A 14,783-nucleotide genomic window follows, 5' to 3' on the forward strand; every position below is an offset into this window, starting at 1 on the left:
CACCACAGTCTGAGCAACGAAGCACGGACGTCAGGAGCACCTCCCCGTGACCGGATCGATGCCCCGCAAAGCGGCGCTGGCCGCCTGGATCGGCAGCGCGCTCGAGTACTACGACTTCTTCATCTACGGCACCGCCGCCGCGCTCGTGTTCGGCAAGGTGTTCTTCCCCGCCTCCGCTCCCGCCACCGGGACCCTGCTGGCGCTGGCCACCTTCGGCGTCGGCTACCTCGCCCGGCCGGTCGGCGCGTTCGTGCTCGGCCACATCGGGGACCGGTTCGGCCGCAAGCGGGTGCTCGTCTTCACCCTGCTGCTGATGGGGCTCGCGACGTTCTGCGTCGGCTGCCTGCCGACGTACGCCAGCGTCGGCGTACTGGCTCCCGTGCTGCTCGTCCTGCTTCGCCTGCTGCAGGGGCTTTCCGCGGCCGGCGAGCAGGCGGGCGCCAACTCGATGTCGCTGGAACACGCCCCCGAACACCGGCGTGCGTACTTCACCAGCTTCACCCTGAGCGGCACGCAGGCCGGGCAAATCCTCGCCACCGCGATCTTCCTGCCGGTCGCCGCGCTCCCCCAGGCGCAGCTGCTGACCTGGGGCTGGCGGGTGCCGTTCTGGGGCAGCGCGCTCGTCGTGGTCGTCGGGTTCGTGATCCGCCGCAAGCTCGAAGAGACGCCGGTGTTCGAACGCACCGAGGTCGCGAAGCTGCCGGTCGCGATCCTGTTCCGGCACCACTGGGCGGACGTCCTGCGGGTGGTCGTCGCGGCGACGATCGCCTCGGTGAGCACGATCTTCACCGTCTACGCGCTGAGCTACGCGGTCAACACGATCGGCCTGGCGCGCACCCCGATGCTGTGGGTCGGCGTGCTCGCCAACGTCGTCGCGCTGGCCGCGATCCCGCTGCTGGCCGGGCTGGCCGACCGCGTCGGGCGCAAACCGGTGTTCATCGCCGGCTGCCTCGCCTGCGGGGTGCTGATCTTCCCCTACCTGTGGTCGATCTCGATCGGCTCGTACGCGCTGCTGTTCGTGCTCGGCATCGTGCTGTTCGGCGTGGCGTACTCCGGCGTCAACGGCGTCTGGCCGGCGCTGTACGGCGAGATGTTCAGCGCCCGGGTCCGCCTGTCCGGGATGGCGATCGGCACCCAGATCGGCTTCGCGGTGGCGGGGTTCGCCCCCAGCGTGGTGGCCGCGATCGGGTCCGGCAAGGGCGACTGGCTCGGCGTCGCGATCTTCACCGCGGCGGTGTGCGCGGTGGCGGCGCTCGCCGCGGCGACGGCCCGGGAGACCTACCGGGTGCCGACCGCGCACCTGGGCGGCACGGCACCCGCGACCCCGCTGGTCGCGTCCACTGTGGAGGGTTAGAGCGGGAGGCCCACCGCGGCGGCGAGGGCCCGCACCGCGGTCCACAGCCCGGCGCCGGCGGTCGCGAGGCCGCCGGCGTCCCGGAGCAGGTCCCGGGCCCGCCGGACCTTCGCGCCCGCACCGCTTCCGCCGTGCACGACGTCCCGGTCGACCTCGTCGAGGGCGTCGTGCACGGCGTCCTTCGTGGCCGCCGGCAGCCGGGCCGCGTCGAGTTCCGCGCGGACCGCCCGCACCAGCGAAGCGACCTGCCGCGCATCGAGGCCGCGGCGGATCTCCTGGTGTCCACCGTGGACGGTGTTGATGTCGCCGTGCACGGCGTTGTTGACCGTCCCGGCCCGGACGTCGCCGTGGAAGTGGATGCCGTCCACTACCGCCTCCCGTTCCGGTGCCGCGCCGCCTTGGCCAGCACCAGCCCGGCCGTCGCGACCACGCCACCCAGCCCGAACAGCGCGAAGCCCACCGCACCCAGCGGCACGCCGCCGAAGACGTCCGGCCCCAGCAGCGACGGCGGCGCCTCGAAGCCGCCGCGGGAAACCGCCTTGGCGAACCGGAAGATCACCGACGCCCAGATCGCGAACCCGGCCAGGACCATCAGCAGCCCCAGCACCATCACCGCCCGGCCGGCCCCGCGCCCGGTGGCCAGTTCCGAGATCAGCTGCCCTTCCGGCGTGCTGAATTCGTAGTGCCGCCGGTTGTCGTAGCTGTGGTTGACATCGCGGCCGGCATTGTTGATCGTCCCGGCCGACACATCACCGAACGAGACACCCCGCTGCCACGTCCTGGTGTGCGCGGCCCCGGCCGCGCCGTCGGAGTAGACGGCGGTGATCGGCCCGAACTCGAGCCGGTCCCCGTCGCGCAGCGGATGGTCCTGCCCGGCGGCCAGCGGCCGCCCGTTGAGCCGGGTCCCGTTGCGCGACCCGGCGTCGGACACCCAGGTCCCCCGCCCGTCCCGGCGGACCCAGGCGTGCCGCAGCGACACCTGGTCCGAGTACAGCCGCAGATCCGCGCCGGGCCCCCGCCCGACCAGCCACGAACCCCGCCGCACGGCCAGCCGCGCGACGGCCCCGTCGAGCGTCTCGATCCTCGCCTCAGCCTGCCCGGCCATCGGCCCTCCTCCCGCCACACGGCTTCTTCACCAAAGGAAGAGCCGTGCGGCGGGCGGGCAGATATGGGGCGAACGGGTGAACCCGCTCAGACCTTCGGGGCCGAGGCGTCCGTGGCCTTCACCCGTTCCAGCAGCAGCTGGGCGACGTCGCGGACGTCGACGTTCTCCGCCTTCTGCTCGCTCTGGCGCTGGACCAGGCCGTCGGTCAGCATCACGCGGCAGAACGGGCAGCCCGTCACGATCGTTTCCGCGTCCGTGGCGATCGCCTCGTCGACCCGCTCGAGGTTGATGCGCTTGCCGATCTGCTCCTCCATCCACATGCGGGCGCCGCCGGCGCCGCAGCACAGCGCGCGGTCCGCGTGGCGGGGCATCTCCGCCAGCGTCGCGCCCGTGGCGCCGACCAGCTCGCGCGGCGGCGTGTAGACCTTGTTGTGGCGGCCCAGGTAACACGGGTCGTGGTAGGTGACCTTCGGGCCGTCCTCGACCGGCTTGACCGGAGTCAGCTGCCCGCCGCGGACCAGGCGGTTGAGCAGCTGCGTGTGGTGGACCACCTCGTAGTGCCCGTCCAGCTGGGGGTATTCGCGGCCGAGGGTGTTCAGGCAGTGCGGGCAGGTCGTGACGATCTTGCGCAGCCGGGGCTCGCGGCCCTCGAACACGGCGTTGAGCGTCTCGGCCGTCTGCTGGGCCATCATCTGGAAGAGGAACTCGTTGCCCGCGCGGCGGGCCGGGTCACCCGTGCAGGACTCCTCGTTGCCCAGCACCACGTACTTGACCCCGGCGATGTGCAGCAGCTCCGCCGTGGCGCGGACGGTCTTGCGCGCCTGGTCGTCGAACGCCCCCGCGCAGCCGACCCAGTAGACGTACTCGACGTCCTCGGGCAGTTCGCCGTCGAACACCGGGACGTCGAAGCCCAGGTCCTTCGTCCAGGCGAGGCGCTCGGAGTTGTTCTGGCCCCACGGGTTGCCCTTGGTCTCCAGGTTCTTGAACAACCCGCCCAGCTCGGTCGGGAACGCCGATTCGATCATCACCTGGTAGCGGCGCATGTCGACGATGTGGTCGACGTGCTCGATGTCGACCGGGCACTGCTCGACGCACGCACCGCAGGTGGTGCACGACCACAGCACGTCCGGGTCGATGACGCCGCCGTCGTCCTCCGGCCCGACCAGCGGCCGCGCGCCCTCGTGCTCGGTGCCCGCCAGGATGTAGGGCGCCTCCTCGAACAGGTTGTCGCGCAGGTTCATGATGACGAGCTTCGGCGACAACGGCTTGCCGGTGTTCCACGCCGGGCACTGCGACTGGCAGCGGCCGCACTCGGTGCACGTGGCGAAGTCGAGCATGCCCTTCCACGTGAAGTCGCCGATCTTGCCGCGGCCGAACGTGTCGTCCTCGCCCGGGTCCTCGAAGTCGATCGGCTTGCCCGCGGACTCCATCGGCAGCAGCGGGCCGAGCGCGTCCGGCAGCCGCTTCGCCGAGACGTTGATCGGTGCCACGAAGATGTGCAGGTGCTTGGAGTAGAGCACGATCGACAGGAACACCAGCATGACGCCGATGTGCAGCAGCAGGCCGACCGTCTCCAGCACCTCGGTCGTCGAGTGGCCGAGCGGTTCCAGCAGGTTCCCGACGCCGAGCGAGACGTACGCGCCCGAGTCGTACGGGAAGTTGCCGGACGCCGAAGACGCGCCGCGGAAGAAGAACATCGTCCAGACGACGTTGAAGATCATGAGCAGGATCAGCCACGCGCCGCCGGTGTGCGAGCCGTAGAACCGGGACGCGCGGTCCTTGCGCTCGGGGGCGTTCCGGATCCGGATGACCGTGAAGACGCCGAGGGACACGGCCACCGCGACGGCGATGAAGTCCTGCAGGAAGCCGAGCACCGCCCAGTGGCCGATCCACGGGATGGCGAACCTCTCGTCGAACAGCGCGCCGTACGCCTCGAGGTACACCGAAGCGAGGATCACGAAGCCCCAGAACGTGAAGAAGTGGGCCAGGCCGGGCACCGACCACTTGAGGAGCTTGCGCTGGCCGAACACCTCGCGCACCTGCGCGAAGACGCGGGCGCCGAGGTCGTCCGACCGCTTGGTGTCGGGCTGGCCCGCCTTGATCAGCCGGTACAGGAAGGCCACGCGCTTGCCGGCGACGGCGAGGCCGACGACGGTCATGAGCAGGCCGAGGATGAGACGAACGAGCACGAGTCCTCCGCGTCGTGATGGAAGGACCGGCTCAGTGCGAGCCGGTGTAGTACCGGCACGCCTGGCACGCGTACCGCATTTTCGCGACCCGCCAGCGTTTCCGGTACAGATCGAGGTCGGGCGACCGCCGGACGCCGAGGCGCTGGTAACGCCCGGGCCGCCGGCCGGTTTCGTACTGCTCGGTCGCGCGGCCGAGGTGGGCGCGCCGCAGCACGCACCCCCGCGTCCGGCAGCGGCCGAGCGCGCTGCGGCAGAACCGGTGCAGCAGCACGAGGTCGCCGGTCAGTTCTTCGACCACGCCGTACCCGGGGTGGTCGCCCGGCCCGGCGAGCCGCACCGGCAGCCCGCAGTACACGCATTTGAGCGTGCAGGTGAGGCAGCCGGTGAGGTGCCTGAGCCGCAGTTCGCGCCGGTCTTCGGAGCCGGGTCCTCGGACGCGCGACGCCATGAGGCCTCCTGGAGCGACTGTGATCGGCACCACTGTCTGCTACTGGAGGGTAATGAGGAGATCACTTCACGCGACAGGACCGAACGGCCCAGTTTCCCTGAGCTGTCCGGCGTAATTTTCGTGGCAAGGATCACCTTACTGTCCGTAGAGCGGACGCTTAACCCCGCGAATCGTACGTTCGGCCCTGCTGCCGGCCGCGTGTTCCCCGCCACAATCCGGACATGACCTACCACCCGGTTCCCTACCGGCCCACCCGGCTGCCCGACGACGAAAGCCTCGCCCGGGTCGCCGCGCTGCGGCAGCGGATGGAGGCGCGGCGTTCGGTCCGGATGTTCTCCCCCGACCCGGTCCCCGAACGCGCGGTGCTCGACGCGATCGCGGTCGCCTCGACGGCTCCGAGCGGGGCGCACCAGCAGCCGTGGACGTTCGTCCTCGTCACCGATCCCGCGGTGCGCCGCCGGATCCGCGAAGCCGCCGAAGAAGAGGAACGGATTTCCTACGACGGCCGGCTCGGCGACGAGTGGCTCGCCGCGCTGCGGCCGCTCGGCACGGACGCGGTGAAGCCGCACCTCACGGACGCGTCCTACCTGATCGTCGTGTTCCAGCAACGGTTCACCCTCGACGAGGACGGCGGCGTCCGCAAGCACTACTACGTCGACGAGTCGGTCGGCATCGCGGTCGGCATGCTGCTCACGGCGTTGCAGGTGGCGGGACTGGCGGCGTTGACGCACACGCCGTCGCCGATGCGGTTCCTCGGCGAGCTGCTGGGCCGCCCCCGCAACGAAAAGGCGTTCGCGGTGATCCCGGTGGGCTACCCGGCCGACGACTGCGTCGTGCCGGACCTGCATCGCAAGCCCCTCGACGAAGTCCTCGTCCGGATCTGACTTCAGCCGCCGGGCCAGCCGCCCGGCGGCTCCGGGAACGCCGGGCCCGAAACCAGGTCCGCACCCCGCTCCTGCCACCACACCGCTTGCCCGGCGGTCTCGACGCCGTCGACCGACACCGACGCCCCGGCCGCGTGCGCCGCGTCGACCAGCGCCGCCAGCGTGCCGGTCACCAGCGGGTGTTCCCGGCGCGCCACCAGGTTCGGCGCGATCCGGACCGCACGGGCCGGGAACTCCGTGAGGCAGGTGGCGTCGCCGAAGCCGTGGATCTCCACCGGGACCCCGATTTCCGCCAGCACCCGGATGTTGTCGGCCGCGTCCGCCGCCGTCAGCGCCGCGGCCGGGAAGCCGGGACGCACCCGGTCCGCCGGCAGGCCGGTGGCGGTCAGCACCTCGCGGATCTCGCCGACCAGCTCGGGATCGGCCGCCTGCGGTGCAGTCAGCTCGACGACGAGCGGCACGCCGAGCCCGGAGGCGGCCAGCCGCTCGGCCGCCGTGCGCAGGAGCCAGGTGCCCAGCGGCAGCGCCAGCCCGGTCTCCGCCGCCAGCCGGACGCACGTCTCGTGGCCCAGCACCTCTTCGCCCTGGCGGTTCCAGCGCAGCCGCGCTTCGACGGCCGCCACGGCGCCGTCTTCCGGGCGCACCAGCGCGCGGTAGCCGACCTCGACTTCGCCGTTCTCCCACGCCCCCGCCATCGCCGCGGCCAAGCTGAAGTCGTGCCGGTCGCGCCGGTCCAGCTCCCGGTCGAACAGGCCCCACTGGTTCCCCGTCCGCTGCACGCGCCGGAGCGTCAGGTCCGAGGCCCGGAGCAGCTCCACGGGCGTGACGTCCCGCGGCGGCCGGTGCACGACGCCGACGGCCGCCGACACCGCGACCCCGTGCTGCCCGTCGACGTACTCGGGCTCGGCGAGCTCGTGGGTGATCCGCCGGACGAGCGTCACCACGTCCGGGGTGTCCGCGGTGTTCTGCACCAGGACGCCGAACTCGTCGCCGCCGAGCCGGGCCACCAGCGCCTTCTCCGCCTCGAAGACCGTCTTCAGCTTGGCGGCGACCCCGCGCAGCACCCGGTCCCCCAGCTCCTGGCCGAGCCCGCCGTTGATCCGCGAGAAGCCGTCGAGGTCGAGGTGAAAGAGCGTGACGCCGTGAGCCGGGTCCGCGTCGCGCAGCAGGGTTTCCAGGCGGGTGCTGAAGAACTGCCGGTTCGGCAGCCCGGTGAGCACGTCGTGCAGGGCCTGGTGGCTCAGCCGCCGCTGCAGCAGCGACACCTCGGTGTCGTCGTCGACGATGGTGAGCACCTGCCGGGGCGTGCCGACCGCGTCCCGGATCACCGACGCGGCGAAGGTGGCCCACATCGGCTCGCCGTCCTTGCCGACCAGGCGGCGCCCGGTGCGCAGCCGGTGCAGCCGGCCCGCCACCAGTTCGCGGTAGCCGTCCCGCAGCTGCTCGACGTCCTCGGGGTGGACGAGGTCGAACAAGCTCAGCGCGCCGATCTCCGCCGGCGTGCGGTTGAGCGTCTTGGCCAGTGCCGCGTTGGCCCGCAGCACCCGGCCGTCCAGCTCGGTCAGGGCCACGCCGCTGGCCGAGCCGGCGAACACCTCCTCGAACTGCGCGCGGGTGATCACCTGCTTCTGCCGCGTCTCCTGCTCGACCTTCAGCAGGGCGCGGCTCAGGCCCTCCTGCCGCTTCTGGATGTCTTCGCGCAGCATCTCGCCGTAGCCGGAGCTGAGCGCACCGAGCACCAGCACGACCCGCTCGGCGAGCGCGTCGACGCCGCGCAGTTCCGGTTCGCGCAGCAGCGCCTTGGCCAGCACCTCCAGGCTGCGCCGCAGGCTGTCCGCGCCGACGCAGCGCAGCTCGACGAGCCGCCCGCCGGCGGCGGCGGCCGCTTCGAGGTCCGGCGGATCGCTCACGACCGCCTCGAACAACCGACCGGACAGCGCGGCCAGCTCACGCTCGATCTCCTCGGGGGTGTGCGGCAGGTAGGCCGTGGTGCTGATCAGGTAGCCCCATTTGCGCGCGAGCGTGCCGAGCCGGCGCGCCGCGCGTTCGGCGGACGGTTTTTTCAGCGGGCCGTCGCCGCGGGGATGAGGAGCACTCACCTCAGGCTGTCCAAGGGTTCGAGGCACACACCGGTTCGGGGTAACCGATATATCTTGGCCCGGAATTGCGGGGGACGCACGGATTCAGTTACGTCCGATCGAGTGATAACCCTGCGGAGCGACGCCGAGGCGGTCCTGCAGCCATGAACGCGTGGCACTGCGGTATTCGCCGGCGTTTTCGTGCAACGCCACGGAATGCCCCGCCCCGGGCAGCACATACATCGACAACTTCGACGGATCGGCGTAGTAGGGCGCCTCCTGCGACCGCAACACGCCGGCGTCCGAACAGTCACGCAACGCCAGGACCCCGCAAAAAAGAACGTCGTTTTCCCCGACCACCTGGAAAACCGGTACCGTGATTCCCCGCGTCGACGGCAACACGATGCCGAACAACGCGACCGTGCCCATCCCGGGCACCGAAACCTCGTCCTTGGTCGCCTCGTCGGCGGCGATCACGGCGGGGTCGGCGTCACCCGCGGCGTAGAACAACCCGGCGCGCGTGCCCGGCTTCGTCGTGAAGTACAGCGGGTCGCTGCCCAGCGTCGACAGCCCGCTGTCGAGCATCGCCGGCTGCAGGCCGAGCGCCGCGCCGAGCGCGAGCACGGGCAGCGCCGGCAGGTGCGTGATGCCGGTGAGGACGACGCCGTCGACGTCGTGGTAGGTCGACGCCTCCACCGCGACGACCCCCGATCCGACCGAGTGCCCGACGATGACCACCTTCGCGAACGGCACGCCGCCGGCGCGGCCGGCCCGCAGGTGCCCGACCACCTCGTGCATCGATTCCGCCTCGGCCCAGACCGACAGCGGCAGGCTCAGCGGCCGGCTGCTGCGCCCGGCGCCGAGCTGGTCGGCGGCGAAGGTCGCGTAGCCGTGCGCGGCCATGTCGCGCTGGTAGGAATAGCGTTCCGGCTGGTACGGCAGGTCCCAGTACGCGCTGTTGTACGTTCCGCCGTGCACGAGCAGCTGGACGGTGTCCGGCGCCTCCCCGGCGGGCAGGCACAGCCGGCCGTGCACGGTGGCGGGCGACCCCGGCACCAGTGGTGGCAGGCCGGGCCCGGTGACCGGCAGATCCGTGTCGGTGCAGGAGATCGCGACGGCTTCCGCGGGAACCGCCGCGGTCAGCGAAGCGAGCAGGACACCGCAGGCGAACAACGCCGACGTCAGCTTGAGCGGCCGTCTCACGCCGTATTCCCCTTCATCGGGCACAGCCCTTTCCTCGGGCACCTCTGGCTGTTCGGGACCCAGGAACACTACACCCGGTAGTGGGACAGGTACCGTCAGGTCCGGCGCGGCACCACGGTCATCGGCAGCCGGTTCGGCTGCATCGTGGCCTTGATCTGCGCGTACACCTTCCGGCCCGGCACCGGGACCAGCCGCCAGCGCGCCCCGATGGTCGCGGCGACGATGCCGATCTCGGTCGGGGCGAACACGTGCCCCGGGCACAGCCGGGCGCCGGCGCCGAACGGGATGTAGGCACCCTTCGGCAGTTCGGCGGCGCGGCCGGGCGCCCAGCGGTCCGGGTCGAACCGATCCGGCTCCGGGAACCAGCGCGGATCGCGGTGCAGCGTGTGCTGGCTGACGGCGACCTCGCTGCCCGCCGGGATCGCCACCCCGCCGAGCTCGACGTCCTCCCGGGCGCGGCGCATCAGGATCAGCGGCGGGGTGCGGCGGACGATCTCGGCGACGATCTGGTGCGTGTACCCGAGATCGGGCAGATCCTCGAAGCGCGCGGCCCGGCCGTCGAGGACTTCGTCGACTTCGGCGTGGAACCGCCGTTCGACGTCCGGGTGCTGCCCGAGTTCGTGGAAGAACCAGGCCAGCGCGACCGCGGTGGTCTCGGCGCCGGTGGTCAGGATGGTGATGACCTCGTCGTGCACCTGGCCGTCGGACATGCCCTCGCCGGTGTCCTCGTCGCGGGCCAGCAGCAGCATCGAGAGCAGGTCGCCGTGGTCGGCGCCGGTTTCGCGGGCCGCGACGACGGTTTCGCCGATGACTTCGCGCAGGCGCGCGGCCGCGGCGTCGAAGCGGCGGTTGGGCGGGATCGGCAGCTTCTCGACGAACGCCGGCGAGAACGCCCGGACCAGCACGTACTTCAGCATGACGGGGATCGAGCGCCGGATCTCCGCCAGTGCTTCGTCGCCGAGCGCGGTGGAGAACAGCGTCTGCCCGGCGATGGTCAGCACGAGGTCCTGCATCAGGCGGTCGAACTGGACGACTTCGCCCGGGTGCCACGAGCTCGCCAGTTCGCCGGCCAGCTTCGTCATGGTGTGCTCGGCGTAGCCCGCGATCCGCGTGCGGCCGAAGGCGGGCATCACCAGCCGGCGCTGGCGGCGGTTGAGCTCGCCGTTGGACGTGGCCAGGCCGTCGCCGAAGAGCGGGCGCATCTTGTCGAAGACCAGGCCCTTGTCGAACTTGCCGGCGTCGGTGGCCAGCACCTGCCACGCCAGCTCTGGGGTGGTGACCACGTGCACCGGCAGCGGGGCGAGGTGGATCTTGACGACTTCTCCGTGCTGAGGCAGCGAAGTGAAGAACTTCAGCGGGTCACGCAGCAGGGCCACCGAGTGCCCGAGCACGGGCCGCCGGCCGGGAACGGGACGCGGGTTCGTCATGGCGTCGTCTCCTCGTGACCGAGCCACCTTAGCCGCGCGCGGGTACGCCGAACGCGAGTCCACACGAACGGATGAGAGGACTAGGCTTCGCCACTCCAGAGCCGCGAGGGTGGGAGGTCCCGTGACCGGAGAGCTGAGCTGGGTACCGCCGGAGATCGACACCTCGGTGCCGAACCCCGCGCGGGTGTACGACTTCTGGCTCGACGGGGACCACAACTTCGCCGCCGACCGCGCGCTCGGCGAGCAGATCCTGAAGATCATGCCGGGCGTCCGCGACGCGGCCCGGCTCAACCGCGCCTTCCTGCGCCGCGCCGCGCGGTACATGGTCGACACCGGGATCCGGCAGTTCCTCGACGTCGGTTCCGGCATCCCGACCGTCGGCAACCTGCACGAGATCGTCCAGCAGGCCGACCCGTCGTGCCGGGTGGTCTACGTCGACCGCGAGCCGATCGCGGTCGCGCACAGCGAGCTGCTGCTGCAGGGCAACGACAACTGCGCGGTGCTCCAGGCCGACCTGCGCGACGTCAACGACATCTTCGACGCCGAGCCGGCCCGCCGGCTGCTCGACCCCGAGCAGCCGACCGGCGTGTTCATGTTGCTGCTGCTGCACTTCGTGCCGGATTCGTGGGACCCGGCCGGCATCCTGGCCCGCTACCGCGACCGGCTCGCGCCGGGCAGTTTCCTGGCGCTGACGCACGTCGCGGCGGACTCCGGCTCGGCCGGGCTCGACGAGGCGATCGAGGTCTACACGAACCGGCAGAACCAGCAGAACCGGCCGTTCCCGCGCACGCACGACCAGGTGCTCCGGTTCTTCGAGGGCTTCGACCTGGTCGAACCGGGCCTGGTCGGCTGCGCGATGTGGAACCCCGAGGGCGCCGGCGACATGTCCGACAGCCCCTCGGTCAACTCCCTCCCGTACGCCGGCGTGGGCCGGAAGCCGTAACGGCCCCCACCGGCGAATATGGCGATCGTGTAGGGGCCGCCTGCCACCATCGGACGCAGGGCGCTGCCCGCCGGGGGCACGAGGAGACGAGGGGGCTCGCCGTGCGCCCGGCGGCAGCGAACGGCGGGCAGGTCACCGCAGCGAGAACGTCGCCATGTTCACCGGGCCGTCGAACGTCAGGTACACGTCGTGCCGCCCGCTCGCCTTCGCCAGCGCCGCCGTCACCGTCGTGTAGGCGTAGTGGTCACCGGTGGCGGCCACCGGCACCGTGCCCAGCACCCGTCCGGTCGGTGAGTCCAGGCGGACGGTGACCTGCGACGCCGCCGGCGCGGACACCGAGGCCGAGAACCGCGCCGGGCCGTTCAACGCCACATTGCGGTAGGCCACCCAGCTCCCCGCCACAGCGGCGACCGAGGTACCCGAAACCTTCGACGTGTCCGTCAGCGTCGTGCCGGAGTAGTCGTCGAAGTTCTGGGCCTGGGTCGGCCGGCTCAGGTCGCGCGGCAGCGCCGGCTCCCCCGGCACGTAGACCGGCCGCGATGCCGGGAGTTCGGAGGCGTTGCGGCCCACCGAGAACTCGTACACCCCCGCCGCCACCACGGACCGGTCCCGGGAGACGTCCCAGGTCGCCAGGTCCGCCACCGGCACCTCGAACCGCACCGTGCGGGTTTCCTTCGGGGCCAGCGTGAGCTTCGAGAAGTCCCGCAACCGCTGCACGCCGGAGTTCTTCGAGTACAGCTGGACGACGTCGGATCCGCTGCGGGTGCCGGTGTTCGTCACGTCGACGCTGACCCGGACCTGGCCGCCGGCCTGGACGGCCCGCAGCCCGCCGTAGCGGAAGCTCGTGTAGCTCAGCCCGTAGCCGAACGGGAACAGCGGCTTGCCGCGGTAGTACTGGTAGGTCATCCCGGTCTTGGCGATGTCGTAGTCCAGGATGCTCGGCAGCCCGGCGTCGGAGGCGTACCAGGTCTGCGTCAGCCGCCCGCTCGGGTCGACGTCGCCGAAGAGCACGTCGGCGACCGCGTGCCCGGTTTCCTGCCCGGCGTGGCTGGTCCACAGGATGCCGGGCACGGACAGGGTGTCCCAGCCGGTCGTCGGGTAGCTGTTCTCCACCACGACGACGGTGTGCGGGTTCGCCTTCTGCACCGCCTCGATCAGGGCGCGCTGCGCCGGGGCGAGCTCGGTGCTGGTCCGGTCGTTCGCCTCGCGGCCGTTGATGAACGGCATGCTGCCGACCACGACGACCGCGGTGTCGGCGTCCTCGGCCGCGGCGACCGCGCTGCCGACCCCGCTGGTCAGCACGTCACGGCCGAACTTCGTCGCGTGCGCGGCGTCCGGGGACGAGATCGTCAGGACCCCGTCGGCGCCGACGACGGCGAACTTGTTCGGGCCGAACCACGGCTCGTTGACTTCGTTGCCCGCGTACTCGAGCACGTAGCTGCCGTCGGGCTGGGCGTCGAGCTTCAGCTGCTGCTGGACGAACCAGCCGGCCGGCTGGTCGACGTCGTTGACCAGCGCGCCGCCGGAGTAGCTGAAGAACTTGCCGTTCGCGGCCGCGCGCAGGGTGTTCTTGCCCGCGCCCCAGTCGTAGACGTCGAACGACTCGGGCGTGCCCGCGACGGTCCCGCCGGCGGTGATCTTGCCGGTGGTCGCGGGGGCCGTCAGGTAGCGGCCGGTCGAGAGGTCCTTCAGCGCGATCCGGTCGACGCCTTCGGACGACGCGACCGTGCCGGCCGAGCCGAGCCGCTCCCGGATGCCCTGCACCGGGGTCACCTTGTACTGCATCGCGCCGCTGTACCAGTCTTCGTACAGCGTGTTCGACAGGGGCCCGACGACAGCGATCTTCTTGTTCCGCGCGGCGTTCAGCGGCAGCGCGCCGCCGTTGTTGCGCAGCAGCACCATCTGCTCGTCGGCGGTCTTTCGCGCCAGGGCCTGGTGCTCCGGCGAGCCGATGACCGCCGGGGTGATCTTGGCGTACGGGTTGCGCCCCGGCGGGTCGAACTCGCCGAGCCGGAACCGCAGCGACAGCAGGTGCCGGTCGGCGTTCTCGACGTCGGCCATCGTGAGGAAGCCCTTGGCCAGCGCTTCCTTGACCGCGGCGACGGTGATCGAGCCGTCGGTGTCGTTGTCGGTGAAGCTGTCGAGCCCGGCCTTGATCGCCGCCGCGTCGCCTTCGGCCTTGGTGGCGTAGTACTTCTCGGAGTTGACGAGGTTGGACGGCGCGCCGGCGTCGCTGACGACGGCGATGTCCTGGGGCGCCCACCTCCGCAGCTTGCCGTCAAGATCCGGGCTGACGTGGTTGGGCCGCCCGTTGACGAGGTTGTACGACGGCATGACGGCATTGGCCGCGCCCGCCTGCAACGGGATCTTGAACGCCTGCTCGTCGTAGTCGTGCAGGATCTTCGGCGGCACCGAGGAGTTGCTCGTGTCGCGGTTGGCCTCGTTGTTGTAGGCGAGGAAGTGCTTCAGGGTCGGCGCGGCCTGCAGGTACCGCGGGTCGTCGCCCTGGATGCCGTGGCCGTAGGCGACCGCGAACTTGCCGGTCAGGTAGGGGTCTTCGGAGTAGCCCTCTTCGTTGCGGCCCCACCGCGGGTCGCGCAGCAGGTTCACCACCGGGGCCCAGAGGTTGAGGCCCCACAGCGTCGGGTTCCGGACGTTGAAGCCGCGGGCCTCCTGCCCCACCGCCGCGCCCACCTGCTTGACCAGCGCCGGGTCCCAGGTGCTGGCCAGGCCGATGGCCTGCGGGAACACCGTGCCGTCCGCCTTGACGACCGCACCCTTGTTGTCGTAGTCGGTCGACCAGGCGACGCCGTGCAGCGCCTCGGTGCCCGTCTTGAACACGCCGATGCCGAGCCGCGGGATGGCCGGCTCGTACTGGTGCAGCAGGGAGATCTTCTCGTCCGCGGTCAACCGGGACAGCAGGTCGTCGATCCGTGTGGTCAGCGGCAGCGACGGGTCGCGGAACGGGGGTGGCGGTGCCGCGAGCGCCGGCGAAGGGGCCAGCAGCAGGGTCGCGGCCACCGCCGGGACGAGGGCACGGCGGAACAGGGACTTGCGCACGGACGGCCTCCGGAATCGTCGAATCGTTTCGACGGCGCGGCGCGGAACATTCGCGTCGAAGGGTGGGAGCCTGACGACTATTACAGCCGCGT

General features: G+C 71.3%; 11 protein-coding genes. 3 read left to right on the top strand and 8 right to left on the bottom strand.

What is annotated here, in order from left to right:
• Positions 1–46 precede the first annotated feature (46 nt).
• Positions 47–1,354: an MFS transporter gene (locus AB0M93_RS07560; protein ID WP_364269486.1), complete on the top strand. Its 1,308-nt coding sequence runs from the start codon at positions 47–49 to the stop codon at positions 1,352–1,354.
• Here AB0M93_RS07560 and AB0M93_RS07565 read toward each other — a convergent pair.
• From AB0M93_RS07565 to AB0M93_RS07580, 4 genes are all read right to left on the bottom strand, one after another.
• Positions 1,351–1,722, bottom strand: coding sequence for a hypothetical protein (locus AB0M93_RS07565; RefSeq protein WP_364269488.1), 372 nt, complete (start codon positions 1,720–1,722; stop codon positions 1,351–1,353). The two genes, AB0M93_RS07560 and AB0M93_RS07565, sit on opposite strands and share 4 nt — an antisense overlap.
• On the bottom strand, positions 1,722–2,459 hold the full coding sequence (locus tag AB0M93_RS07570) for an FHA domain-containing protein (RefSeq protein ID WP_364269490.1): 738 nt from the start codon (positions 2,457–2,459) through the stop codon (positions 1,722–1,724). The genes AB0M93_RS07565 and AB0M93_RS07570 overlap by 1 nt, the downstream gene beginning before the upstream one ends.
• A gap of 86 nt (positions 2,460–2,545) precedes the next feature.
• Positions 2,546–4,648, bottom strand: coding sequence for a (Fe-S)-binding protein (locus tag AB0M93_RS07575; protein ID WP_364269492.1), 2,103 nt, complete (start codon positions 4,646–4,648; stop codon positions 2,546–2,548).
• Between the two features lie 31 nt (positions 4,649–4,679).
• Positions 4,680–5,096 carry a hypothetical protein gene (locus AB0M93_RS07580; protein WP_004558371.1) on the bottom strand — a complete coding sequence of 139 codons (417 nt, stop codon included), beginning with the start codon at positions 5,094–5,096 and terminating at the stop codon, positions 4,680–4,682.
• A 221-nt stretch (positions 5,097–5,317) separates the two neighbouring features.
• On the opposite strand from AB0M93_RS07580, the gene AB0M93_RS07585 reads away from it, so the two are divergent.
• On the top strand, positions 5,318–5,980 hold the full coding sequence (locus AB0M93_RS07585) for a nitroreductase family protein (protein WP_364269494.1): 663 nt from the start codon (positions 5,318–5,320) through the stop codon (positions 5,978–5,980).
• Positions 5,981–5,982: 2 nt separating this feature from the next.
• On the opposite strand, the gene AB0M93_RS07590 is transcribed toward AB0M93_RS07585, so the two are convergent.
• From AB0M93_RS07590 to AB0M93_RS07600, 3 genes are all read right to left on the bottom strand, one after another.
• Positions 5,983–8,079, bottom strand: a complete 2,097-nt coding sequence (locus AB0M93_RS07590; RefSeq protein WP_364269496.1) for a diguanylate cyclase — start codon at positions 8,077–8,079, stop codon at positions 5,983–5,985.
• Positions 8,080–8,163: 84 nt separating this feature from the next.
• Positions 8,164–9,261, bottom strand: coding sequence for an alpha/beta fold hydrolase (locus tag AB0M93_RS07595; RefSeq protein ID WP_364269498.1), 1,098 nt, complete (start codon positions 9,259–9,261; stop codon positions 8,164–8,166).
• Between the two features lie 95 nt (positions 9,262–9,356).
• Positions 9,357–10,688 (bottom strand): cytochrome P450, encoded by a 1,332-nt coding sequence (locus AB0M93_RS07600; protein ID WP_364269500.1) that lies wholly within the window; start codon positions 10,686–10,688, stop codon positions 9,357–9,359.
• A gap of 121 nt (positions 10,689–10,809) precedes the next feature.
• Between AB0M93_RS07600 and AB0M93_RS07605 the strand changes: the two genes are divergently transcribed.
• Positions 10,810–11,631: an SAM-dependent methyltransferase gene (locus tag AB0M93_RS07605; protein ID WP_364269501.1), complete on the top strand. Its 822-nt coding sequence runs from the start codon at positions 10,810–10,812 to the stop codon at positions 11,629–11,631.
• 132 nt (positions 11,632–11,763) lie between these two features.
• Here the strand turns inward: AB0M93_RS07605 and AB0M93_RS07610 are convergent, their stop codons facing one another.
• Positions 11,764–14,691 (bottom strand): glycoside hydrolase family 3 C-terminal domain-containing protein, encoded by a 2,928-nt coding sequence (locus AB0M93_RS07610; RefSeq protein WP_364269502.1) that lies wholly within the window; start codon positions 14,689–14,691, stop codon positions 11,764–11,766.
• Between the last annotated feature and the right edge of the window lie 92 nt (positions 14,692–14,783).

The organism is Amycolatopsis sp. NPDC051102 (assembly GCF_040682815.1).
Taxonomy (GTDB): Bacteria; Actinomycetota; Actinomycetes; order Mycobacteriales; family Pseudonocardiaceae; genus Amycolatopsis.